Source organism: Paenibacillus tundrae (assembly GCF_030812775.1).
GTDB classification, from domain to species: Bacteria; Bacillota; Bacilli; order Paenibacillales; family Paenibacillaceae; genus Paenibacillus; species Paenibacillus tundrae_A.
The window spans coordinates 26,389-50,673 of the sequence record NZ_JAUSTI010000028.1; the positions used below are offsets into that span (position 1 = coordinate 26,389).

Here is a 24,285-nt window from a genome sequence, read left to right on the forward strand (position 1 = left end):
GCCACAAACTTGATCACGATGGGATGCTTTAAATTAAAACAAGAACAGCCGCTGCTGGTTTTCACCAGAAGCGGCTGTTCTTTGGCATGCGTAGCGTAGCATGCATCAGAGTAGCAAGAAGAGGTGCTTTGCCATGTACCATGCTACACTTCCCACCAAGCAAAATAAGCAGTTGAGGCCAGTAAGCCCGCAACGGAGAGGGAGCCACTAACCGTCAGATTGATCGACTGACCTGGGGGAACAACATATTGCCCCCAGACGCTCGATGCAAATGGCCCAGCTTGCAGAGGCATCGACATGATTGTAGTCGCTCCAGATGGAGCCGAAGCAGAGGCGCGTACCGTTGCGACGCTGGTATTACTGCTGGATAGATTGCTGTTCACTGCGGCTATAGTGGTTGGTGAGGTTAGTGTGCCATTCGCGCTTAGTATCATCGAACCACTAAAGGAAGACAGAAGGTTGAGTCCTACCGTAATCCCGCCAGAGAGTCGTGATACATATAGGGTTCTACCGCTACCCACAGGATTCGTGAGTTGTACCGTCGCAATGACGCTACCTCCTAACAGTCCAAGCGTTGTTGAGTTGGTTGAACCCGCGTTATATAGATTGCCTGTGTTACCGGCATCCGTCTCAGGTGGAGCAACAATGCCGGGGGAAGTAAAGGTGTTGGTGTTGGAGGTATAGACGGGCTGACTTAAAGGGTTGAATACATTATTATTCGGCACAGTATACACCACCTTTATAAGTAGATTAGAATTCCCACCACGATAGATTGATTGCTGCGGTCTGATTCCCCGTACCTAAACTAATCGATAATGTCTGTCCCGGGGGAACAACGAGCGCACCATTAAAATCAAGCATATACATGCCAGCCGTTAACGGAATACTGATGAGACTTGTGAATGCACCGCCCAGTGTACCTGTATTTTGCCTTGTAGTGACTACACTGGCGTTGGCATTACCCAGTAGGGTATTGACTGGAACAGGAATGCTTCCTGCGGTCACTGTCCCCCCCGAATATATAACCAAGGTTGCCGCCGCTGTGGCGCCTCCTAGTATGCTTGATATCCGTATCGTTCTGCCACTGCCAGCCGCATTAATGATTTGCAACAGAAGGTTTTGGCCCGCGGGAATGGAGGAGTTATTCGTAGTCAGTGTAAAAAAACTACCAGCCGCCGCGGCTCCGCTCTCTGCCGAAGCCTCAATACCAGGAGCGGAGAACGTATTCGTCAACTGTGTGAATAAAGGTCCGTTCGACTGATTGAACACATTATAGTTCGTGATCTCTTCCACCTCCCTTACGACCAATAGATAACCCTATAGCTATAGAGACTGCTCCAAAAATCAGAATCAACATGCTCTAGAACAAGCCTTCTCTCGTATGCTTCATTGTACTTGCATTGTATGAGGGAAACGAATGAAGGGTTTGGGACAAAATGAGGAAAACTGGAAATAGCGGCAGATGCCGTGCCCGTATTTTGAATAAAGGCATACGATGCGGAAGCACATTTTTTAAGGGGAAATTGAGATGAGTCGAACAGCGAAGCGATGTAAGAGAAAAACGCATCCATCAACTAAATATGCAAACCGCTGCCAACCTCGTCGTTCCTGCCGCGCTAAATTGCTGAAACCCCCTTGTTCCCGGATTACGCGTCCTCGGTTCAAGCAGGGTACTTCCTCACATACCAAACTCCCTGGTGCTACTCACTGTTTTACCGAGCATACGTATGTCGGAGCCATGACCCAAAATACAACCCAACCTCTGCCGGCACAGGATACCTCATCGCTCAGCATGTACACATATGGCATCGTGAACCGGGGCGAACATCCAGCTATTGTAGAGATTCAGATTAGCCCCAATGCTGTGGATTATGCCGTGGACAGCCAGGAGGTGATCGCGGGAGGTCAGACGAAGGCTTTGGTGCCACAGCGATTTTTACACTATACCCGGCTGGTTATTCAATCGGTTCAGCCAGATCAACCAACAAGGCTCGATGTTTATTTTCAGGCACAACGTGTGCGGTAAAGGGGTATATCAAGACAGATATGACCAGGGAGGAGGACGAGGCGCATGCCTAACTTTACAACGTTTAATACCAATCCCGATAACTTGCGAACCTTGATCTTCGGTCAGGATAGCACGGGGACAGCTCAACCTGTCAGAACCGATACAAGCGGCAATGTGGTCGGCATTATTTTGGACGGGACAATCAGTAACATCTCAGGTTTGACTACTGTTACGATTAATGCAGGAACGATTACAAACATTCTCAACGGAACCATTACAAGTGTACTTGGCGCAACGATTACAGCTGGTACCATAAATAGTGTGCTGGGTGCTACAGTGACGGCGGGAACCCTGACCAATTTATTGAATGGTACAATCACCAGCGTGCTCGGAGCAACGATCACGGCAGGAACGCTATCGAACCTGTTGGATGGGACGATCACGAGTGTACTTGGCACAACGATTACAGCGGGAACCATTACGAGTGTGCTCGGTGCGACCGTCACAGCAGGAACCCTGACCAACCTGTTAAACGGTACAATCACGAATGTGCTTGGCGCAACGATTACAGCCGGAACGATCACCAGTGTACTCGGCGCGACGGTAACGGCCGGAACGCTGACGAACCTGTTGAATGGTACGATCACGAATGTGCTTGGCGCAACGATTACAGCGGGAACGATTACGAGTGTACTCGGTGCGACGGTAACGGCCGGAACGCTGACGAACCTGCTGAATGGTACGATCACAAGTGTGCTTGGCGCAACGATCACCGCGGGAACACTGAGCAATTTGCTTAACGGTACAATCACGAGTGTACTCGGTGCAACGATTACAGCGGGTACGATTAGCAGTGTGCTTGGCGCAACGATTACAGCGGGAACACTAAGCAATTTGCTCAACGGTACGATCACAAGTGTGCTCGGAGCTACCGTCACGGCAGGGACGTTAAACAACTTGCTGAATGGTACGATTACAAGTGTATTAGGAGCAACTATTACCGCAGGAACGTTAACAAACCTGCTGAACGGCACCATCACCAGCGTACTTGGAGCAACCGTGACGGCCGGAACGTTAACGAACTTATTGAATGGTACGATCACAAGTGTACTGGGAGCTACAATCACCGCAGGCACGTTGACCAATCTGCTGAACGGAACGATTACCAGTGTGCTCGGAGCAACGATTACGGCGGGGACACTGAGTAGCGTAACTTCTATATCACAGAAGAGCTTTCAGGAATCACAGCTTATTGGTACACCGACCGCGAATACTTTTACAGCTCTTCCGGCCGTGACCACCAGTGTATTTGGGACGTATTCCTTCTTCGTATATAACCGAGGCCCAGGAGTTAATCGGGTGGATGCCCGTGTTGAAATCAGTGCTAACGGAACGAACTGGTATACCGATGTAACAACCGTCACAGGCATATTATCTGGATCGGTGGATGTATTGGTGCCACAGCGTTTCCTCAAATATACACGCCTATCCTATCGTTCCAGTCTCATCGGATCACCGACTACAATTGATGTCATCTTCAATGGACAAGGCACATAACCCGATTGATCATCATATAGGTACATGGAGTCCGCTTTTGTGGGCTTCATGTATTTTTTTTTGGCATAGGAGGTGATGGTGCTGTGAAGCAAGGGTTAGTCGGAATCCACATGATTGTGCAAAATGAAGAACATTACCTGCCCCGTTGTCTGGGCAGCTTCCAATCACTTGCAAGTGAATGCTTTGTTACAGATACCGGCTCCGTAGATCGCACGGTTGAGATTGCTAGACAACATCAGGCAACGGTGCTGCATGCGAAGTGGGATGAGGACTTTGCTTCTGCCCGTAATATCAGTCTACCGCTGGCAAGTACAGACTGGATTCTGTGTGTGGATGCGGATGAGTATGCCGTAGAAGGGATTGATGAGCTCCTTGCGTTCCTTCCAACGGTTGAGCCTAGCATCACCAAATTGCGAGTCACTATAATTAATCAAATCGGCGAACAGGAGCAAGCCAATGTGTTGTTTCAGCCTGTCCGTCTCTTCCGAGCAGGTCGAGGATACCGGTACAACGGACGGATCCATGAACAGCTCGTTCGTGGTACCACAGGAGATAGAGAAAGAGCGATAACTGTGGGTGCAAGTGTAGAAAGCGAGCTGCCTACTGAAATAGCAAAAGGTGTATCCGTGGAGCAGGAACCTCTCGCACCACTAGTTATTATGCATGACGGTTATTTGCCGTCTACTATGGCGACCGGGCATAAACCACGTCGCAATCTCAAGCTGCTCCAGAAACAGCTTGTAGAGCAACCAGAACATCCTTTTCACCTCTACAATCTCGGTGTAACGTACTGCCAGCTAGGATATGTGGAGAAGGCGACAGAAGCATTCGCGCAATCTCTTCAATCTACTCCGCTGGAAGCACCGTATCGTCCAACCTTAGTTCGAGACTATACGAAGGTGCTTATTGTGCTGGAACGTTATGATGAAGCACATGGACTTCTGGCTGTAGAGAGACAGCGTTATTGGGGCTATGCGGATCTGCATCTATTGTTCGGGGAGACGTTGCAGCAGCAGGGTTTGGAAGAACGCGCTTATCAGGTTTATGCAGAAGCAGTTGAGCATTACACAGACCATGGAACATCAGTGAACATAACGAAGATTGAATTGCAGAGCACTAGCGATAAAGGACATGAGGTTCAATCCGAGCCAGCTTATGTTACTGAGCAAGGTTCGGCTACCTGTAAACCCTATACAGCGATGGGGCGGTTAGCACAGAAAAAAGGATTCCTGCAAGAAGCAGCTCAATTATATAAGCTTGCGTTAGTTAGTATGCCAACCTATAAACCAGCGTGGAGAGGTTTGGCTGATGTGCTACAACAGTCGGGTGAGCCAGATGAACGGATTGCTGAACAATTGAAGACTGGATGGAAAGACCAATGGAAGGAACAACTGCAACGAGTTGCCGTTGAAGCTGATCGGGATATAACGGAGGTTATTCAAGCACTTGCCTCCTGCGGAGCATACGAACAGGCACTGCACATTCTGCAAGATCAGGATTGCAACCATAGCATACCGGAAGCTGACCTCGTGCACTGGATGCTGTGTGTGAACAGGGTGTCCGAAGTGCAAGAATGGGCAGAGAGGCAGTATCGGGATGGGAAAGATCATCATGTATTTAAAGCGTCTGATCTGAAAATGGACTGGGCAGTGGCGTGCTGGACTCATGGTTCAACGCTACCATCTTCGTTTCTGGCTGTAATTGAACTAGAGGAAAACTCTACTTGGAGAGCATTAGACCGCTTACTTTGCGACCAGAACGAGCCAGAGACAGGACTAGGAACAGGAACCAACACAGAAACGAAGACAAAGATCAACATAGAGATAAAGACACCTAATAATACAGAGACAAGAGTGAAATCACACTTGAAAGATGAGGGTTGGGATCAGGATGAGCGCATTATTCAGCCAGATGCAGATAGCCAAAAGGTAACTACATCGCAAGTTTCAGCATGCGTACAAACATTAGCAAAAACAATCATAGAACGGGCTGTACAGACAGGACAGTTATCCCTTGCGAAACGGTTGCATATGAAGATCGCAGAGCTTTATGTAGAACCTTATGAACGTTTGTTGCACAAGCAATGGATCGCCGAGGTGCTGTATCGCACCGGATATACGATGGCAGCAGCTGAGATATTAATTCAGTGTATGGCAGAAGGGGAGCTACAGGCGCAGAGTCTATTTATTCTGGGGGAAACGGTGTATAGCAGAGGGCATTACGATCAAGCTCTAGCTCTGTTCCAACAAGCATTGGAGCAAGAACCAGGATTACATCGAGCCAGAGCAGGTGCATCTCTATGTTATTTGCAGTTGGCTAAGGAGGTCATAGAGCAAGAGATAACACGTTCACCTTCCGTTGCTGAACTGACAGCTCAATTGACGGTGCTGGAGCAAAAATTGCGACTTGCTGAGGGGCTTCCTTGGCGTACGGTCTTCCATGCGAAGGAGAGGAGGAATCATGTTGCCGAACAATCTCATTTCGCTATGCATGATCGTTAAGGATGAGGAACAGTGGCTACCTCAATGCCTGGAAAGTGTGCAAGCAGCGGTCGATGAAATCATCATTGTAGACACAGGTTCCTCTGATCGCAGTGTAGCGATTGCGGAGTCGTATGGAGCAATGGTTGTGCATTTGGCGTGGAACGATGATTTTGCCGCGGCACGTAATGCCGGACTCGCGCGAGCTTCCGGCGATTGGATTCTCTTTCTGGATGCGGATGAAGCGTTGGATCAAGTTGCTCAGGAGCAGATCAGGAGCTGGACGGCAGTCAGCGGATGTGACGGATTGTTTTTAAATATCCATAACTATACAGGTTCGGGTCAGCAAGGGGCTACGGTTAATCCGGTGTTGAGGTTGTTCAGGAATGCACCGGAGCACCGATTCGAAGGACGAATACACGAGCAGATCGCGGCGGCCATCTGTCGGAGGAATCCAGAGGCGGCGTTTCACCTCACGGATATGATTATCCATCATTATGGCTATCAGACGGCTGTGGTGGAGCACAAAGACAAAGTGAATCGCAATTTACGTCTGTTAGAACAAGTGGTCAAGGAAGAGCCGGATCAGCCGTTTCATCATTATAATTTGGGTGTCGAATATTTGCGTCTAGGTGAAGTGGAGCGGGCACTAAAGACATTTGGTGTGGCTAAGGCGGGTATCGATCCAACGGTGACTAGTTATGCACATCTGCTATGCAAGTATGAGATTCGATGTCTGGAGCATCTGAATCGCTGGCAGGAGGCGTTGGAGCATAGTGATGCAGCGCTGGAGCTATTCCCGGATTATACGGATTTACTCCATCACCGCGGGGTATGTGAGGAGGCGCTTGGACACGTAGAGAAGGCAGAATTCTGGTTACGTGAAGCTATTCGGTTGGGAGCGCCACCCCCAATGTACCATACCGAAGAAGGTCTCGGAACCTATCAGACGTGGTACACGCTGGGCAGATTGCTGGAGGGGAAGGCAGATCTGGAAGGTGCAGTAGATGCCTACGTAGAGGCTGTTCGTGCCCAATCGAGCCTGTTGCCCCCGTTGTATCGAATATTCCGCATTATGCGGGTATCAGGGCATGAGCAGCAGATTCCTGAGTTGATTAGAGAACGCTTTGCTCTGGAGTCGGAGGAAGCGATATACAAAGTGCTGGGTGTAATGGAGCAAAGTCGCTGTTATGAGGCAGCAGTTGAGTGGTTAGCGGAGCTTGCATCATCGGCAGATCCAGTAGAGAAGCGAGAGCGGCTTTCCATGGCAGAGGCATTGCTTCAGATTCAGCGGGGAAAATGGAAGGCGGCCAGACCCAAGCTGGAGCCAATACATCGGAAAAAGGGGCTGTATGCAGACCAAGCATCCAGTTGGCTGGATCGATTACATTGGGCTCAGGGAAGACCTATAGAAGGAAACGATGGACTATGCAACTGGCTCTATTATCAATCCCGTCCGGATGGACTGGGAGGAGAAGGGCATGATGGCAAGGCAGGGGAAAGTAACCCACCTGTGACCAAAGGGGAATCAGCCAATGCCGGGTATGAGGGATGGCAGGCATTTGGGTTGCTGATGGAGGGCTGTGTACAATCAGGTCAATGGGGGGAGCTTCATGCGCTCATTCAGATGGGTCGGCAACAGCTTGCGACTGGGGTCTCACCGGGGGGAGAGACGCGTCGGGAGCAAACAGAGGAGCCCTTTGCCGGGGCAGCTAATACGGTAGCGGGTACGAGTTGGTTGGTTCGTGGGCTCGTAAGTGCTGCGGATGAACAGCTCCGTGAGTGGAGTGAAGGAGTAAATGGACAACGGCAGCGGTGTTGGCCGCTGGTGCAACGGCTTCGATTGGAATTGCCGGGGCCGGACGGTTTCGGGTCATAAGTAGAGTAAAGGCGGATAAGGGCGGGGATAAGCATGCGGATGGGAATCAGCTTGTGCATGATCGTTAAGGATGAAGCGCAGTATCTTGAGCGGTGTCTGAATGCAGTCCGTGATGTGGTCGATGAGATCATCGTTGTGGACACAGGATCAACCGATGATACGCCTGATATTGCCCGTCGCTATGGTGCAATCGTAATGCATGCCGCCTGGTCGGGCGATTTCGCTAGAGCGCGTAACCAATCCCTCGCCTTAGCGACAAATCCGTGGATTCTAGTGCTGGATGCAGATGAAGTATGGCTGCCAACGGAGTCAATGCGTGCTGAGCTGGAGCGTCTAGTATCCAGTGCTCAGGATGAGATATGGGGATATTGGATACAAGTTACGAGTTTACTTGGTCACTCCGGTGAAGAACGAGTAACCGATGTGGTGTGTCGTCTATTTCGGAACGATCCTCGGATTGCCTTTAAAGGGATGATTCATGAAGAGGTCGCTTCTTCGATCTATGCCTTCGCACCACAGGGGATTGCAGCGTGTGAGCTAGAGATTCTACATGATGGATATCTAGATAGGATTATTACGAGCAAAAATAAAATAGAGCGGAATATGCGGTTAATCCGCTCCGCTCTGAATCAAACCCCAGACCAACCTGAATTGTTGTATGCACTCGCTGCCGAGTGGTTTCAACAAGGAAATTATGAGGAAGCATTGCGGTTACTGGTTCCTCTGTTAGCAGGACTTGAACCGGGTTGTGGATACCACTCTGATCTGGTGCTCAAGACAGCGTATGCCTGGCGAGAATACGGACATCCCGAACGTGCGCTAGCTATTGTGCAATCGTGGACGCTGGTGTATGAGGACTTTCCCGATCTGTTGGAGCTTGGAGCTGTGCTCCAGCTGGATCTGGGACATGAAGAAGATGCGCTGGATTGGTTGCGACATGCCAAGTCCATTGCTGGATCAGGCTCAAAGTACACGTCCGTTTCGGGAGCTGGATCATATCGCAGCTTGATCTTAGAGGGCATGGCGTATGAACAGCTAGGTCAGTGGCAGCAGGCAGAAGAAGCCTACACTGCCGCAATCGAGACCAAGTCAGACAGTATGGCCGCATGGCAGCGGCTACTGTGGTTAGCTGCGGTTACAGGGCGGCCTAACGCGTTGGCACGCGTTGTTGCAAGGCATCACCTGCCATTAGTGGCATGGCAGGTGATGCTCCAGACTGCGCTGGATGCACACCGGCCAGAATGGCTGTTGCGCCATGCGAGCTCGCTCACCGGTGTGATGCAGGCACAGCCGCTGGCATCGGGGCTTGCACTAGCTCAGCTCGGCGAAGATGCTGGCGCCGAGATGGCACTGCGCCCTTGGGCGTCGCATGCGCAGCACGAGCCAGCAGCAACGCTGGCGCTGTGGGCGCTCGCGTGTAAGCGGCGCGGTGTGCCTGCCGCAGCGTCTGGTGAGGCGGGCGATGCAGCAGGCGCTGTGGGCGAGGCAGTAGGCAATGCAGGCGAGGCAGGTGATGCAGCAGGTGATGTAGGCGAGCCAGCGAGCGCAGTAGCATGCGATGTAGGCGATGTAGGCGGGGCGCGTGCCGGTGGCCTTGCACGCTGCCATGCGGCTACGCCGCCGTGGCCTGCGGCAGCCTGCGCAGCGGAGGCGTTGCTGCGCGAGCCTGCGCCACGCGGCGAAGGCGGCGACCAAGCGCCCACCGCCGCAAGCCCGGCGCAAGCGCCGCAGGCCGCCGTGCACGCCGCCGCCGATGCGCTTGCGCGCACGGGCGCCTGGCCGGCGTGGCTGCGCCTGCTGGCGGCGTTGCCGCCGGGCGCTGCACCGGCGCTGCTCGCGGCGCTTGCGCCTGCGGCACGCTGCGGGGTGCTGCACGCACCCGCGAGCGTCCGCGAAGGGCTGTTTCAGCTCTGCGGCGGCGAGCCTCCAGCCGCAGGGCAGCCCTTCGCGGACGAAGTGCCCGCCGCCATCCGCACAGCGGAGGCACTTGTGGCGGGCACGCTCGCGTTACTCGCAGGGCGGCGGCCTGCCGCGCGTGCATGGGCCGAATTGGCCCAGCGCAGCTCGCTGCAAGCCACCGCCGCAGGCCGCCCGGCGACGACCATTACGCCGGGCGTACGTGCATTGTTGCGCCTGACAGCTCCTGGCGCAACCACTGCCGACAGCTATGCAGCGCAATGCCAGCTGCTATGGGTACACTTATAGAGGGTATTCCAAAAGTCCGTTACCCCATTTCGATCTTCATCCCATCTTCTCGGCACTGAAAACCGATCTGTTTGAATACGCACTTATAGATCCCGGCGTTCAATCGGTTAACTTTTACGAATGACTGCCCGAAAACAACGAATGGGGGTGCCATACATGTCAGACCAGATGGCATCCTCAGGCTCATCCACGCTCAGCTTCCCATCAATCGTTAATCCGGTTACAGCCATAATGGTCTCGAGCAGGTCAGGACGCATCTCGGGCACGTCAAACGTTGCGATTAACCTTCCATCTGGCTTCATGACTCGGGCGAACTCTCGAAACGCACGTAGCATCGTGCCTGTATCTAAATGCTCCAATACAGAGATACAGAAGATGCGGTCAAATGTGCTTGTTTCATAGGGTAACTGCGCGAGATTAGCCTGTGCACGGTGCAGTTTGGTTAGGTAGAACCTAGGAAAATCACGTGCAACTTCTTCGCCAAAGTCTGAGATGATGTCCAGCCGGATGGCTTCCTCCGATAATATGCGATCATCCCAATCACAGGCATGAACCTCCTGGCATTGCTCTGCGAGCCAGAATTTGAAGGGATGTGAGATGCCACAGGCAGCGTCTAGAACAACGTCACTCGGACGGGCGAATTGACGAGCCCATTCGTATTCATAAGGTCTGCTCCACCATGCCGGATGTAAGGGGAATATCAGTGTATCGGTCTTCGGGTCGTTACGTCGAACATATCTAGATTCCATTAATTCTGTCTGATCCGCTGCATCCATCATCATCGAACCCCTTCCTTCATATCTGCGTCAGCAAGAAATGTACGGAGTACCTCACTCCATTTGCGTTTCCATCGGGATAGATCATAGGCGAGTGCTGTTTCGCGTGCATAGATACCAAGCCGTTCCCGCTCAGCTCTATCTTGGACAAGTCGGACGAGAGCAGCAGTCAGCGCTTCTTGGTTTGGCGGAACGAGCAATCCGTTGAATCCATCCTGAATTAGATCATTTAGTCCACCCACATTAGAGGCGACCACAGGTAACCCGCAGCTCATCGCTTCCAGACAGGCATAGGAGGTGCCTTCTGAGAAAATCGTAGGAATGACCGCGATATCCGCGTGATGGTATGCCTCTCGGATATCCCTGAAATCATACGTACGGTGAAATATCCGATTAGCATGCGGGTGTGTGCGATGCCAGTAACGGAAGGAACGACCTACGGTACTGCCTTCAACCAGTTCTCCGGCGAACTCGATCTCTAGATCTGGAAAGGCTCCAAGCAACTGATCTGCCGCTAGCATCATCGGAATGATGCCACGTTCCAAGCTGACACGACGTGGATAGAGGATACGCACTGGGCGGGATATGGCATCTTGTTCGTTCAACTTATTAGCTACAGTAAATCCATCATGCTGCTCCTTGCTCTCTTTACTTTCTTCATTCTCTTCGCTGTGCACCTCCGGCTTCTGTGTAAGCATGCTCTTAGGTACATCCGCATCTATATGCTGATCTCGCTCTAGACCAGGAGGTGGGGCATCAGGCGTGCTGGAGATGAAGATACGATCTAAACTATCTTCATGCTGCTCTAGGTCTTCCTTCCACTGGGATAGCCACTGTGCCTCCTGTTCTTGCTGCATCTGACGCCGAGGAGGAGCAGGGGTGAAGTATGAGGTATCGACTGCATTCGGAATCAAAATGAGCTGTGCAGGGTCACTGAACGTGCATGAAGCACGGCAATACGTCTGAAAATGAGAATCCACAGATACGATATTCAGCAGACCATCCACAGCCTGCTGAATATGCTCGGCAACCTGTTGTTTTGTTTCAAGTGGTAGACCGGGGCGATCCCAGTTAATACCATGGCAGATACCAAGACTACCAGGTTTATAAGCTATCGGTTGCCAGATGCAGCTAGCATAAATGATAGGACCACGTGCAGCTTCGGCCATTCGAGCGAAGGCTTCAGGCACGTCGTTCATATCGTATGGGTAACCGAAGACGTCAATCTGTCCTGTACGTGTCTGGAAAGCCTCGAAATAAGATAACTGGTGCACTTCAGGGATGTGTCCCATCTCATGGATGACACTACATAGATCCAAAATATATCGTTCCAGTCCACCGCCGAATACCCGTGCGAACTCCCGGTTGTACCCGTCTGTGAAGCTGTGTGTTAGAATGCTGACTACCCCCATGTCACTGCTCCTCCTTCCAAGGAACCAGCCGGGGTTCCGGATCAAGAATAGACTCATAGTGTTCGAGACTGCCCCATTGTCCATCTGGATCAATGCGCTTGTAACGCAGATATTTACGCACCCGATCTTCCAGACTACCTGCCCAGCCGAGGTGTTGTACTTTTAATTCGGTATGGATGCCAGGCAAGACCATGCAGGATAGGGGGAGACGGGGAACGTGATGATTTTGCTGTGGGTAGAAGTAGGGATATTCAGGTATATATCGCACAAGTGAGGCTGTGTGCCTCTGATGTAGGTTCCATAGTTCATCCTCTCGATAGTGAGTACGTCCACCCCACATATCGTAGAACCGAAATGCAACCCAGTCCGCATGCTCCTGGTTAATGAGCTCCCGCACGGCTTGTTTGGCTTTTGTCCCGTACAACTCATCAGCATCGACAGATAGGAGCCAGTCTGGTGAGGTACTCACAGCCGCTTGCCATAAGACGTTACGTAGACGCCATTCCTGAGCAAATAACGGTTGTTCAAGCACCTCTAAGCAGACAACCTTGGGATAAGACCGGCAGATGTCTGGTGTTCCATCTGTACTGGCATCATCCACGATCACGATCTCATCTACAAAATCACTCAGATTGTGCAGCACTTCCTCCAGATATCGCCCACGTTCGTTTCGAACCTGAAGCATTGCAGTCAGTTTGTTGTTTTGGCTTTTGCGGATTCGCCGGATGGAGGCTGGCTCTGTCTCGAGGATTGGCTCCCGCATATGCTGTCTGCGTTTCTTTGGATCAAACATTAGGGCACCTCCCCAAGCAGCTGTTGTATCGCTTGTTCCAGCAGTTCCATTTCGACGATTCGGGCAAGAGCATGTTCATCATCAAGAGCTGACTCTAGAAATAACTTCACTGCCCCATGGCGTTCTCCCCGCAGAGCTAGCGCGGTGCCGGACAATTGACGATAATCCTGCTGGCTGGCTTGATCTACAATGTCTGCGGCATGAACCAGTTTAAGTGCTTCCTCTACACGTCCGGTTTCCTGGAAAATGCGAAACTTCCAGTGCCGGGCCGTTTCTCCGCCGAGCTCATCAAGTACTTTTAAAGCCGTTCCATAATCATCATTTAGACGTAATAATTCTGCCTGCACGAGCTGATGCTCTCCAGCCTCCAACCAGCGACATAACTGCTCGTAATGATGCCTTTCCTGATCCGAAGCGGCGGTAGTTCCATACACCTGTAGTGCGTGCTCCACCTCCCCGGCTCTTGCCTGAATGGCAGAGAGGAAGCGGTAGTGTGATTGAACACAGTCAGAGCGTCCACATGTGATCGCATGGACAAACGCTTCTTGGACTGTTGTTGCCGCCCGCGAGTCTTCCAATATATATTCATAAGCAGCGAGCAAAAAGGATATCGTCTCATGTGCACCTGTTTTGGAACGTAGCTTACGATAATAATCCGCTCTTAGCTTACATTGAAGCTGGGTAACCGTATCTGCTGCACTGCTAAGGATCTGTTTGAGTGCATGCAGAAACAGCATTTCATAATCCCGTAGTGGAATTTCAAGCTCATCCTTTTGCATCATACCCGTGGGTGTAGAATCTTCCCCGCCTAGCCAGACAGTGCGGACACCTTGAAATACCAGTTTCATATAACGGGTCTCTGAGGACGTACATACTAGATCAGAAATGCCAACAAGCTTGCTAACACAGCTCTCCCAGAGCGGGGAATCGGCTTCTTCTTGGGCAGGCTCTGGCAGGAGTGTTATCAATAAATTAGGCCGAATGGAGGCTACTGCGGTAAGCCAGTACGGATGCGCAACAACTGCAACAGTACGAGGATGTTGTAGCAGTGCTCCCGCCTCCGGTAAGGATATTAACGTAATCGCTGCAGGTAGATCGTTTAACCGTTCCAGATGGCTAACGTAGTAGACTGCTCCTTCAGCAGCCAGTAGTGCAGCAATGTCTGGATAAGGAAATGCCGACCATCCCCCTTTACGGGGAAATAGAACGTATTGAATTGGAGAGAAGGACGTCTCCTTATATTTTTGAGCTGTCTCGTTCGGATGAATCTGACTCTCACTGGATTGTACAGGTTCTTCCACGGGCTGGATCACCTCACTTTGTTTGCATTTAGACTCGGATAACACGGATATAATCATTCGACTCAATCCATATGTAAAGCCTTTGTCGCACAAGGAATAGGTTGCCTGACATTAACATATGGGCATTCCGTCTCAAACATGAGCAACTTCCGTGAATAGACGAAGTTGACAAGCGTCCCAAATAACAGAGAACCGTACTTTGAATTCGTACTAATGTGTGACCGTCGTCACATTTTTGTGGATTTTTTGAATAAGTTTGTGATTATTATCACATGTATAAAATAGGTAATCTGGCACAATACGTTCATCAATGTATTTGGTGGACAGACAGCGAAGGTGTAGCTTCAATCCCAGGTACATACATAATCATGCGAATAGAACAGAAAGAAGGGGTAACGGTATGGATCCGATCATGCTATCGCGAATCCAATATGCGCTCACAACGATCTTCCATTTCTTTTTTGTGCCGCTGTCCATCGGTTTAGTACTGCTGGTAGCGATCATGGAGACGTTGTACGTCATGAAGGGGAAAGAAATTTACAAAACGATGGCCAAGTTCTGGGGCAAATTGTTCCTGATTAACTTTGCGGTTGGCGTCGTTACAGGTATCCTGCAAGAGTTCCAGTTCGGTATGAACTGGTCGGAGTACTCCCGCTTTGTTGGGGATGTATTCGGTGCGCCCCTGGCTGTTGAAGCCTTGCTGGCGTTTTTTATGGAGTCTACCTTTATAGGACTATGGATATTCGGCTGGGATCGTTTGTCCAAAAAAGTCCATCTGGCCTGCATCTGGCTGGTATTTGTCGGTACCTTCTTATCGGCACTGTGGATATTAGCAGCGAATTCATTCATGCAGCATCCAGTGGGCTTCGAGATTACCAACGGCCGAGCCGAGATGAATGATTTCTTCGCACTGATTACCAATGGTCAGCTGCTCGTTGAGTTCCCGCATACGATCTTTGGCGCATTAATGACAGGAGCGTTTGTTGTAACAGGAATTAGTGCCTATAAGTTGATGAAAAAGCAGGACGTTGAGATCTTCCGCAAATCGTTCAATATTGCAATCATTATTGGTCTTGTATCCTCCTTCGGTGTAGCCTTCTCTGGGCACTTCCAGGCACAATACCTGGTTGAAACACAACCGATGAAAATGGCGGCCAGTGAAGGAACGTGGACAACCACAGAAGACCCTGCACCATGGACGGTGGTTGCTTTCATCGATCCAGATAAGCAGGAGAATTCAGGGGAGGTCAAGATCCCTGGATTGCTGAGTTATCTGTCGTACAGTACATTTTCGGGCAGCGTTAAGGGGATGAAAGAATTGAATGCTGAATACCAGCAGACCTACGGCCCTGGAGATTACATCCCACCGGTGCGTACGACCTTCTGGAGCTTCCGCATTATGATTGCGGCGGGTGGTTTGATGATTGCACTGGCTTTATATGGTACGTACCTGGCTATGCGCAAGAAGCTGGAAGTGGCGAAGCCGTGGTTTATGCGCCTCATGGTATTTGCCATCTCTCTGCCGTTTATTGCGAACACCTCCGGATGGATCATGACCGAGGTTGGTCGGCAGCCTTGGACGGTATTTGGATATATGACGACGGAGGCCGGTGTTTCACCGAATGTATCGGCAGGGATGATCTTATTCTCAACCATTGCATTCACGGCTGCCTACACCGTTCTAGGTATCGTGATGGTTTATCTATTTGTGCGTGAGATCAAAGCGGGGCCATATGCCGTAGATAAGCCAGAAGATCAGGACGAATCGGCCGATCCGTTCGGCGTGGATGGGGGGTATTCCGTTGTCACTAAGTGAGCTGTGGTTTTTGTTGATCGCTGTGTTGTTTGTCGGTTTCTTTTTCCTTGAAGGCTTCGATTTTGGTGTAGGCATGTCATCAGGTATCATCGCCAAGACAGACCGGGAGCGTCGTACACTCATTAATTCAATTGGCCCGTTCTGGGATGGAAATGAGGTATGGCTGATTACGGCAGGGGGCGCCATGTTTGCGGCCTTTCCGCACTGGTACGCCACGTTGTTCAGTGGTTTTTACCTACCGCTAGTTGTAGTGCTGTTAGCTCTGATCGGACGCGGGGTTGCATTTGAATTCCGCAGTAAAGTAAAGCAGCAACAGTGGCGCAAAACGTGGGATATCATCATCGTTGTATCCAGTGCTCTGCTGCCATTTCTGTTCGGCGTTGTGTTTGCAACGCTGATGAAGGGATTGCCGATTGATGGAGAGATGCAGCTTCGTGCAGGTTTTCTAGACATCGTTAATCCATATACGGTCGTGGGCGGTTTAAGTGTGACCATGCTGTGTCTAGTTCATGGACTACTATTTGTCTCACTGCGCACTGTTGGCGACCTAAGAGAGCGTGCTCTCCATACAGCGCGCCAATTGATGCTTCCGCTTGCGGTTATGCTTGCCATTTACACGGTGATGACCTATCTCATGACCGATATTTTCACTGTACGGGGTTGGGCACTCTGGATCATGATGATCCTTGGGGCAGCAGCACTGGCTTTAGCGAATTATTTCGTTCGTCAGAAACGGGAAGGCTGGGCTTTTGGTATGACGGGAGCTGTAATCGCGATTTCTTTTGCTTCGGTATTTATCGGTCTGTTCCCAAGAGTGATGATCAGTTCGTTAGGCGCTGCATTTGACCTGACCGTATATAATGCTTCCTCAGGTGGCTACTCCTTGAAAGTGATGACGATTGTAGCGTGCACCTTATTGCCGTTTGTCCTTGGCTATCAGATCTGGAGTTATTATGTGTTCCGTAAACGCCTGAACGAGCAGCACCACCTGGAGTACTGATATGGGACGTGGGCTGATGAAACTGCCGGGCATCCGGCCAGTACTGGCGCTGGCTTCAGCGCTAGTCATGCTGCAGGCGATGACGATCATTATGCAGGCCAAATGGCTGGCACAGGCCATCACAGCTTTGTTTGAAGGTTCATCCGTAACAGAGCAGTACCCGGTACTGCTGCTGTTCCTGGCTGCTTTTGCTGCCCGCTATGCTATATCTTATTGGTTGCAGCTTGTGACCTCACAATATGCTGAGCGAACGGGAACCGATCTACGAAGACAGTTGGTGGAGCAATGGTTTCAATTAGGTCCACGCTTTGCGAAGACGGAAGGCACAGGGCATCTGGTGACTTTGGCACGAGAGGGAACAGCTCAATATAAAACGTATTTGGAACTGTTCATTCCCCGAATGTTAGGGATGGGATTCATACCGATTGTGCTGCTGTTATACGTGTTTAAATTGGACGTAATGTCCGGGGTGATTCTCATGCTGACCCTTCCTATTCTGATCACATTCCTTATCCTGGTTGGTCTGGCCGCGCAACGCAAAATAGATGGTCAGTTCAAATCATATAAAGCACTAGCCAATCATTTTGTCGACACCTTGCGTGGGTTAGAAACATTAAAAACCTTGGGACAGAGCGAGCGGCATGCACAGACGATTATCCAGGTTAGTCAGCGTTACCGCAAAGCTACAATGTCTACGCTACGAATGGCATTTCTCTCTTCATTTGCACTCGACTTCTTCACGATGTTATCGGTGGCTTCGGTGGCGGTTGGTCTGGGACTGCGGCTAACGGAAGGACATATGCTGCTTGGCCCTGCGTTAACAGTGCTTATTCTGGCTCCAGAATATTTCTTGCCGGTACGGATGGTCGGTGCGGATTACCATGCAACATTGGATGGCAAGGAAGCAGGACAAGCGATTCATCGGATGATTGAACGAGGCAAGGAAGCTGAACGTGAGCAAAAGCAAACCTACGATCAGGTGATCTCGCATACCGAAAGGGAGAACAAACCCTCAGCAACGGTGAAGATACATCTTGCAGATTCTCAGCGGTCGGCAGTTCAGCAGAAGCAATTAACCCAAGAGGGCGAGCCTCCAACCTACGATGGGCTATGGAACAAGACCAGCCGATTGGCGTTAACGGATCTACAGGTTCGTCATGAAGAGGGTGCTCCGCCTTCGCTTACAGATGTGACGTTTCAGGTTTCGGGCAGGAGCAAAGTTGGCATTATCGGGGCCAGTGGAGCGGGCAAATCCACTTTAATTGATGTATTAGCTGGTTTTCAGTTGCCCACCTCTGGTCGCATGGTTGTGGATGGGAAACCAATATCTCCAGATATGGTGAAGTCGTGGAGAAGTCAGACTGCAGTTATCCCGCAGCATCCCTATATTTTTAGCGGTAGTTTAGCGGATAACATTCGTCTCTATAAACCTGAGGCATCGAACGTAGAGCTGGCTGAAGCGATTCGTGCAGCGGGACTGAGTTCACTGGTATCGTCATTGCCACATGGAGTAGATGAAGTGATTGGTTCTGGTGGTCGACAGCTCAGCGGTGGACAGGAGCAACGTGTCGCTCTAGCGAGGGCTTTGTTAGGTGCGAGACCCATGTTGCTATTAGATGAACCGACGGCACATCTGGATGTTGAGACAGAATATGAGCTGAAGCAGACGATGTTGCCGCTATTTGAAGACAAGCTGGTCTTCCTCGCTACCCACCGTCTACACTGGATGCCGCATATGGACTGGATTATCGTCATGGAAGCTGGAACTGTGGCGGAGACAGGCACGCATGCACAATTGATGGCACGTCAAGGCGTGTATTATAAGATGATTCAAGCCCAGATGGAGGCGGTGTAAGGATGAGAGCCGGAGATCAATCAATCGTGACAGAGCGTGACCTCCGCCCAGAGAGAAAATGGGATTGGATCACGCCTTATGTGAAGCAGTATCGCTGGAGATTCGCAGGGGTCATTGCACTGGGCACAGCCGCGATGCTGTGTGCCGTATTGCTGCTCTTCACTTCGGGTTACCTCATCTCTGCATCTGCTCTTCGTCCTGAGAATATTCTGATGGTTTATGTACCGATTGTAGGCGTACGTGCCTTCGGGATTTTCCGAGCTGTGTTCCGGTACGTCGAGAGATTGGCTGGGCATGATGCAGTACTGCGCGTGCTTGCGGATCAACGCGTGAAGCTGTATCGAATTCTGGAGCCGCAGGCGCTATTTCTTCGTTCCCGCATGCAGACAGGGGATGTACTCGGGGCACTTGCAGAGGATGTCGAGCGTCTTCAGGATATCTATCTACGAACCGTCTTTCCAGCAATTACGTCGCTTGTGATCTACGGTGCTGCAGTGATTACTTTTGGTACAGTAGATGTTGGATTTGCGTGCTGGATGGGACTGTACATGTTGTTCCTAATCGGTGTATGGCCTGCCATATCGCTGAAAGTCACTTGGAAGTTAAACGTGAGGCTGAAACGGGAAAATAGCAGGTTATATACACGTCTTACGGATGGTGTTCTTGGTCTAGGGGATTGGATGGCAAGTGGTCGCGCTGTGGAATTTGTGCAACAACACGATGAAGAAGAAGGACGAGCAGATGCCATTCGTCGCAGGTTGCGACAGTGGAAGAGATGGCGTGATCTCGTCGCCCAGCTCGTCATTGGGCTTATGGTTGTGTCCGTCACGGTATGGGCAGGCGGTGAAGTGGCGGCGATGCAACTGCCTGCCGTCATGATTGCAGCCTTTGTCTTAGTGCTATTTCCACTCACGGAAGCTCTGCTTCCTGTGGCCGATGCTGTGGAGCATATTTCCCAATATCGTGAATCGCTGAATCGTCTGCATCAGCTTGAAGCTCATGAGGAGCAAGTCTTTTCGAAAAGGACGACGAATGGTCAAGAGCAGGAAAATGAGAACGAGACGAATCGCCGTATTCGCTTGCGCATATCTCCTAAGCTAAGAGCAGACATTGAGATTAACGGAGTCAGTTACCGTTATTCTTCCAGTGATGCCGATGCTGTGCAGGAAGTGTCTCTCGATCTTCCCCAGGGGAAACGATTAGCTATACTAGGGCGTAGCGGTGGGGGCAAATCCACACTCTTGAAGCTAATCCAAGGTGCGATTGTACCGACAAGTGGACAGGTGCTGATCAATGGTTTAGCTGTGCCAACGCTTGGTGAAGACATGACGGATGCCATTGCTGTATTGAACCAAAGTCCACATCTATTTGATACAACGGTGGCGAATAACCTGCGAATTGGGCGTCCGGATGCTAAGAATGAAGAGATTCGGCAAGTGGCTGCCCAAGTAGGTCTAGCTGAGCTGATTGAGTCTTTGCCACAGGCATACGATACGCCAATGCTGGAGACAGGTTTACGTTTCTCGGGTGGGGAGCGGCAGCGGATTGCGCTTGCACGGGTTCTGCTCCGTGAGACACCCATCGTTATTTTCGATGAACCGACCGTAGGACTTGATCCGCTGACGGAACGTGCACTTATGCGTACGATTCTAGACAGCATGAAGGGTAAAACGATGATCTGGGTAACCCATAACCTGATGGGTGCAGAGCAAATGGATGAACTTATTTTTATGGAAAAGGGAAAGATCGTCATGCAGGGTTCTCACGAACAACTGCTGGCTAGGGAAGAACGCTACCGGCGGCTCATTGAACTTGATCGACCCGGATGGGCAGACCGGCAGAAACGAGAGAGTCCATTACAACCTGTAGCTTCCAGATAAGATTGCTGGAGGTGATCTGGTGGGGAGGGTGCGGATGAAGTAATAGAAAAAAAGGGGCTGCCCCGTAATGAACTGCACCCCGTATCGTAACAGGCTATTATTAATTCACCTGTTTACGATATGGGGGAGCATATCAGACGGGGACAGCCCTATTAGTGTTATTTTTGAAGTATTAAATCTTGCATACGTATACTCTAGGCCTCTACAAGCAAAAGAATAATAGACGATAGACAGAGGCATGTACTGATCAGATACAGGACGGCTACCACCTGTTTGTGGTTTAAGCCTGCACGGAGAAGTCGGTAATGCGCCTGACTTGCATCTGCTTGATAGATTGCTTTGCCTTGGATGAACCGTTTGATGACAACAAAGATATTGTCAAAGATTGGCACACCAAGCGCTAGAATTGGGATAAAGAGCGATAGTGTAGTGGCTTGCTTGAATGCTCCATCCAGAGCGATAACAGCCAGAATAAAACCAAGGAATGTAGCCCCTGCATCTCCCATAAATACTTTTGCCGGAGGTTTATTGTATTTAAGATAAGCCAAGGTTACACCCACTAGAATAATAGACATGAGCGCAGAATCACTCTGCCCTTTGACGACTGCAACGATGAACAATGTAACTGCTGAGATTGCCGATAATCCCCCCGCAAGTCCATCCATACCATCCGAGAAATTAATGACTGTAGTTACACCGAAGATCCACAGAATCGTCAGTATGAACTGAAGCCAGATGGGGAGCATGATGTACTCGGAATTCAGTGGGTTAACGAACCCAGTAAAGGCAATGCCCGAAAGGAACACAAGCACAGCTGCGGAGATCTGAATAATCATCTTAGGTAGCGCAGGAAAGTCTTTCCCTTTGGTTTTGTACCAATCATCAATGGTACCAATCGTTAACAGAAGTATACCGCCGGCCACGAGAGCCGCCGTTTCCCATGAAAGTTCTTTGGTAAACATAATATATGTAAGGAAAAATCCGACGAATATCGCGTAACTAGCTGTTAGTGGAATAGGCTGTCTATGTAATTTTCTCTCCACGTCTTCACGTGGCTTGTCTACAAAGTCCAGGCGATGAGCCAAACGACTGAGCGGCGGAATGAGCACCAGCACGACAGCAAAAGACAACATAAATGCCACAAGATATATCATAACTTCTCTTCGTTCACTCCTATCTTCACATTTCCTCTTATTATACGAGCTTGGCAGGAAATCTGTCGATGTCATTATTGTAACCAGACTAGATTAAATGCGTGCCGGGCACTTCATGGGAAAGTGACGCAGCAGGGTGCAAAAAGGCGGTAAAAGATGCACTTCAGCGAATTTTGAGAAACGCCCTAGCGAATCTGAGGCATATACGGGGCAAAATAGCGAAGAGCAGCCTCTGTATTGTAGCCGTCATCTCCTTGCCAGGTTGCGACAAATATAAAGTCGCCGGAACCGCCTTTGCCTCTTCTCGGCTTATCAGTGGGAACGAGCAGACCAGCCGCGGCCCAAATTTCCAGTAGTGCATCCCGCTCTTGTTTGCTGGAAGGAAAGAGACCTTTCCACCGCTTCTCAAGTGAACGAGCACTATCCTTCGGATCACCAGTCTGTGCAGCTTCCAGAAGGCTCACCAGGATGGCTTGATCTTCAGGGGTAACTTCGGAGATTGCATCAGTGTCCTTGTATAGAAGTTCTAGATCCATCAGACAGTAGAGGAGCCAGCCGTGGCGAACGCCACCCCACTTGATCCGTTCGAAATTGAGTACATTCAAATCTGCGTTTACGTATTCTTGATCCGATTGAAGCCGCAGGAAATTACAATCTCCGCAGGCACTCGTATTGGCGTGTACAGCTCGCCGCTCGAGATAGGTGTGCAGAGGAAGCTGTGAAGTCAATGCCCAACTGGACAGGGCACTGCGTAAATGTACCTTTTTGGTGGAAAAACTATGTAGAAATGCAGTAACCACTCGTTCTTGGAGTGTATCGTCTTGATGAATTTCATACAATCGTTGCACGATTTCGTCATGCGTAATCGTCAGCGGGTCGAACATCACGCCTTGGCTCTTGGCATATTCAAAGTCTTCTCCCGAGAAGGGAGTGGACACGGATTTCCAGCCTCCGCCGCCCCAGAACGTACTCATCAGTATTTTGGCTGCTTTCTTGTCCATATAGGATGCCTCCTTATAGAGGTTGTTCAATCTATGCTTTTTGTTAAGTAGTTAAGTAGGTTAGTTTAGATCGGTTAGCTCACGTATTCTTCTGTTGTATTCAGAATCATGTCTACAAGACCAGGAAACTGCGTATTCAAATCGTCCTTTCGTAAAGAATAAAAATGCTGCTTGCCTTCAATGCGAGGCTGGATCACACCAGCTTCACGCAAAATTTTGATGTGATGGGACAACGTGGATTTTGATATATGATCTACTTCGAAGGCGGAACAATTCTTCTCGCCGGAGCTGGCTAAACAATGTGCAATTTTCATGCGGATCGGATCCCCGAGTGCATTACACACTGTAGTCAACTTCATTTCCGAAGCCGTAGGAATAGTAGGAGTTCTCATATCTATGACGTTAGCATAATCAGCGTGTTCTTTCAATGTTTGAAAAATTTCGAACTAATTATTGTTATGGGGGATAAATTATGTTACATTTCTTTTTGTTCATTTCGAAAAAATTCGAACTAAAATATAAAGTTAGTCTACTAGGAGGATTACCATGACCACACTATTAAACAACTATTTCCGCTTATTTGACGCTTCCCGAGCAGATGAGCGTGCGATGCAAGATCTATTGTCTCTCTTTACACCTGATGCAGAGATTGTATTGAACGGAACGAGCAGAAAAGGGTTTGAAGGTTTCATGAAGGCGTTCTATGAGTACAACAGTGATGTCAAACATATGTGGGAGAAATGGGAGCTTCAACCGGATGGTAGCTATCAGACCAATTGGGCGGTATGCGGGCAGTCTGCTGACGGTAAGGTATATGCCAAAACAGGGATTGATATTGCCCGACTGAATGATGCGGGACAGATTATATATCTGGAGAATGTACAAGATGATAAGGACGCTTTTAGTAAATATAATCAGTAATTTGGGTTAATTATTGTCGTACAGCTAGGCTTTGCGTAAAAGCTGTTCTCCGAATTGAATTTTCTTTTGATAAGAAAAGTAGGCCTAGCGGAACGATCCTTATCAATTTTTTGAAACTTAGCTGAATAAATCCTAAGAAGACTGCCTGCATAGTGGTCATACCCCTGTCAAGTAGACAGATGAAAAAAGCTATGCTGCCAGCGCGCATCGATATTCAATCGGTGCGCGCTGTTTGAGTTTCGCTTGA

The 24,285-nt window shown here is 50.0% G+C and carries 19 protein-coding genes; 10 read left to right on the top strand and 9 right to left on the bottom strand.

From position 1 onward, the window contains the following. Window positions 1–143: 143 nt before the first annotated feature. On the bottom strand, window positions 144–725 hold the full coding sequence (locus J2T19_RS27150; protein WP_307221491.1) for a hypothetical protein: 582 nt from the start codon (window positions 723–725) through the stop codon (window positions 144–146). Between the two features lie 25 nt (window positions 726–750). Then, window positions 751–1,308, bottom strand: coding sequence for a hypothetical protein (locus J2T19_RS27155; RefSeq protein WP_307221492.1), 558 nt, complete (start codon window positions 1,306–1,308; stop codon window positions 751–753). Between the two features lie 220 nt (window positions 1,309–1,528). On the opposite strand from J2T19_RS27155, the gene J2T19_RS27160 reads away from it, so the two are divergent. The 5 genes from J2T19_RS27160 (at window position 1,529) to J2T19_RS27180 (ending at window position 10,129) form a co-directional block, all read left to right on the top strand. Further along, on the top strand, window positions 1,529–2,026 hold the full coding sequence (locus J2T19_RS27160; RefSeq protein ID WP_307221494.1) for a DUF6385 domain-containing protein: 498 nt from the start codon (window positions 1,529–1,531) through the stop codon (window positions 2,024–2,026). 45 nt (window positions 2,027–2,071) lie between these two features. Beyond that, window positions 2,072–3,565 carry a DUF6385 domain-containing protein gene (locus J2T19_RS27165; RefSeq protein WP_307221496.1) on the top strand — a complete coding sequence of 498 codons (1,494 nt, stop codon included), beginning with the start codon at window positions 2,072–2,074 and terminating at the stop codon, window positions 3,563–3,565. Between the two features lie 83 nt (window positions 3,566–3,648). Next, window positions 3,649–6,066 (top strand): glycosyltransferase, encoded by a 2,418-nt coding sequence (locus J2T19_RS27170; protein ID WP_307221498.1) that lies wholly within the window; start codon window positions 3,649–3,651, stop codon window positions 6,064–6,066. Then, window positions 6,026–7,924, top strand: coding sequence for a glycosyltransferase (locus J2T19_RS27175; protein WP_307221500.1), 1,899 nt, complete (start codon window positions 6,026–6,028; stop codon window positions 7,922–7,924). Before J2T19_RS27170 ends, J2T19_RS27175 begins: the two co-directional genes overlap by 41 nt. A 57-nt stretch (window positions 7,925–7,981) precedes the next feature. Then, window positions 7,982–10,129, top strand: coding sequence for a glycosyltransferase (locus J2T19_RS27180; RefSeq protein ID WP_307221502.1), 2,148 nt, complete (start codon window positions 7,982–7,984; stop codon window positions 10,127–10,129). A gap of 107 nt (window positions 10,130–10,236) precedes the next feature. Here J2T19_RS27180 and J2T19_RS27185 read toward each other — a convergent pair whose 3' ends face one another. Genes J2T19_RS27185 through J2T19_RS27200 form a run of 4 tightly spaced genes read right to left on the bottom strand, consistent with a single transcriptional unit; the run spans window position 10,237 to window position 14,411 of the window. Then, a complete protein-coding gene (locus J2T19_RS27185) occupies window positions 10,237–10,911 on the bottom strand; it encodes a class I SAM-dependent methyltransferase (protein ID WP_307221504.1) in 675 nt (224 codons plus the stop codon). Then, a complete protein-coding gene (locus J2T19_RS27190; RefSeq protein ID WP_307221505.1) occupies window positions 10,908–12,317 on the bottom strand; it encodes a glycosyltransferase family 4 protein in 1,410 nt (469 codons plus the stop codon). The genes J2T19_RS27185 and J2T19_RS27190 overlap by 4 nt, the downstream gene beginning before the upstream one ends. A 1-nt stretch (window position 12,318) precedes the next feature. Further along, a complete protein-coding gene (locus tag J2T19_RS27195; protein ID WP_307221507.1) occupies window positions 12,319–13,110 on the bottom strand; it encodes a glycosyltransferase in 792 nt (263 codons plus the stop codon). Continuing rightward, window positions 13,110–14,411: a hypothetical protein gene (locus J2T19_RS27200; RefSeq protein WP_307221508.1), complete on the bottom strand. Its 1,302-nt coding sequence runs from the start codon at window positions 14,409–14,411 to the stop codon at window positions 13,110–13,112. The genes J2T19_RS27195 and J2T19_RS27200 overlap by 1 nt, the downstream gene beginning before the upstream one ends. Window positions 14,412–14,811: 400 nt before the next feature. Here J2T19_RS27200 and J2T19_RS27205 point away from each other — a divergent pair, with 400 nt between their 5' ends. The 4 genes from J2T19_RS27205 to cydC are packed head-to-tail and all read left to right on the top strand — an operon-like array spanning window position 14,812 to window position 20,962. After that, window positions 14,812–16,227, top strand: coding sequence for a cytochrome ubiquinol oxidase subunit I (locus tag J2T19_RS27205; RefSeq protein WP_307221510.1), 1,416 nt, complete (start codon window positions 14,812–14,814; stop codon window positions 16,225–16,227). After that, window positions 16,199–17,227, top strand: a complete 1,029-nt coding sequence (gene cydB / locus J2T19_RS27210; RefSeq protein WP_307221511.1) for a cytochrome d ubiquinol oxidase subunit II — start codon at window positions 16,199–16,201, stop codon at window positions 17,225–17,227. Before J2T19_RS27205 ends, cydB begins: the two co-directional genes overlap by 29 nt. A gap of 1 nt (window position 17,228) precedes the next feature. Then, window positions 17,229–19,082: a thiol reductant ABC exporter subunit CydD gene (cydD, locus tag J2T19_RS27215; RefSeq protein ID WP_307221512.1), complete on the top strand. Its 1,854-nt coding sequence runs from the start codon at window positions 17,229–17,231 to the stop codon at window positions 19,080–19,082. A 2-nt stretch (window positions 19,083–19,084) separates the two neighbouring features. Then, entirely contained in the window at window positions 19,085–20,962 is a 1,878-nt protein-coding gene (cydC, locus tag J2T19_RS27220) for a thiol reductant ABC exporter subunit CydC (protein ID WP_307221515.1), read from the top strand. A 194-nt stretch (window positions 20,963–21,156) separates the two neighbouring features. On the opposite strand, the gene J2T19_RS27225 is transcribed toward cydC, so the two are convergent. The 3 genes from J2T19_RS27225 to J2T19_RS27235 form a co-directional block, all read right to left on the bottom strand. Next, window positions 21,157–22,116, bottom strand: a complete 960-nt coding sequence (locus J2T19_RS27225; protein ID WP_307221516.1) for an MraY family glycosyltransferase — start codon at window positions 22,114–22,116, stop codon at window positions 21,157–21,159. A 185-nt stretch (window positions 22,117–22,301) separates the two neighbouring features. Beyond that, on the bottom strand, window positions 22,302–23,117 hold the full coding sequence (locus J2T19_RS27230) for a hypothetical protein (protein ID WP_307221517.1): 816 nt from the start codon (window positions 23,115–23,117) through the stop codon (window positions 22,302–22,304). A 74-nt stretch (window positions 23,118–23,191) separates the two neighbouring features. Next, window positions 23,192–23,509, bottom strand: a complete 318-nt coding sequence (locus J2T19_RS27235; protein WP_307221519.1) for an ArsR/SmtB family transcription factor — start codon at window positions 23,507–23,509, stop codon at window positions 23,192–23,194. Window positions 23,510–23,663: 154 nt separating this feature from the next. Between J2T19_RS27235 and J2T19_RS27240 the strand changes: the two genes are divergently transcribed. Further along, window positions 23,664–24,038, top strand: a complete 375-nt coding sequence (locus J2T19_RS27240; protein ID WP_239291241.1) for a nuclear transport factor 2-like protein — start codon at window positions 23,664–23,666, stop codon at window positions 24,036–24,038. Window positions 24,039–24,285 lie beyond the last annotated feature (247 nt).

Bases quoted from the DNA above. Each gene is read 5' to 3' on its own strand.
- J2T19_RS27160 (WP_307221494.1), top strand. From the start codon at position 1,529: ATGAGTCGAACAGCGAAGCGATGTAAGAGAAAAACGCATCCATCAACT.
- J2T19_RS27165 (WP_307221496.1), top strand. From the start codon at position 2,072: ATGCCTAACTTTACAACGTTTAATACCAATCCCGATAACTTGCGAACC.
- J2T19_RS27175 (WP_307221500.1), top strand. From the start codon at position 6,026: ATGTTGCCGAACAATCTCATTTCGCTATGCATGATCGTTAAGGATGAG.
- J2T19_RS27180 (WP_307221502.1), top strand. From the start codon at position 7,982: ATGATCGTTAAGGATGAAGCGCAGTATCTTGAGCGGTGTCTGAATGCA.
- J2T19_RS27185 (WP_307221504.1), bottom strand. From the start codon at position 10,911: ATGATGATGGATGCAGCGGATCAGACAGAATTAATGGAATCTAGATAT.
- J2T19_RS27190 (WP_307221505.1), bottom strand. From the start codon at position 12,317: ATGGGGGTAGTCAGCATTCTAACACACAGCTTCACAGACGGGTACAAC.
- J2T19_RS27195 (WP_307221507.1), bottom strand. From the start codon at position 13,110: ATGTTTGATCCAAAGAAACGCAGACAGCATATGCGGGAGCCAATCCTC.
- J2T19_RS27205 (WP_307221510.1), top strand. From the start codon at position 14,812: ATGGATCCGATCATGCTATCGCGAATCCAATATGCGCTCACAACGATC.
- cydB (WP_307221511.1), top strand. From the start codon at position 16,199: ATGGGGGGTATTCCGTTGTCACTAAGTGAGCTGTGGTTTTTGTTGATC.
- cydD (WP_307221512.1), top strand. From the start codon at position 17,229: ATGGGACGTGGGCTGATGAAACTGCCGGGCATCCGGCCAGTACTGGCG.
- cydC (WP_307221515.1), top strand. From the start codon at position 19,085: ATGAGAGCCGGAGATCAATCAATCGTGACAGAGCGTGACCTCCGCCCA.
- J2T19_RS27225 (WP_307221516.1), bottom strand. From the start codon at position 22,116: ATGATATATCTTGTGGCATTTATGTTGTCTTTTGCTGTCGTGCTGGTG.
- J2T19_RS27230 (WP_307221517.1), bottom strand. From the start codon at position 23,117: ATGGACAAGAAAGCAGCCAAAATACTGATGAGTACGTTCTGGGGCGGC.
- J2T19_RS27235 (WP_307221519.1), bottom strand. From the start codon at position 23,509: ATGAGAACTCCTACTATTCCTACGGCTTCGGAAATGAAGTTGACTACA.
- J2T19_RS27240 (WP_239291241.1), top strand. From the start codon at position 23,664: ATGACCACACTATTAAACAACTATTTCCGCTTATTTGACGCTTCCCGA.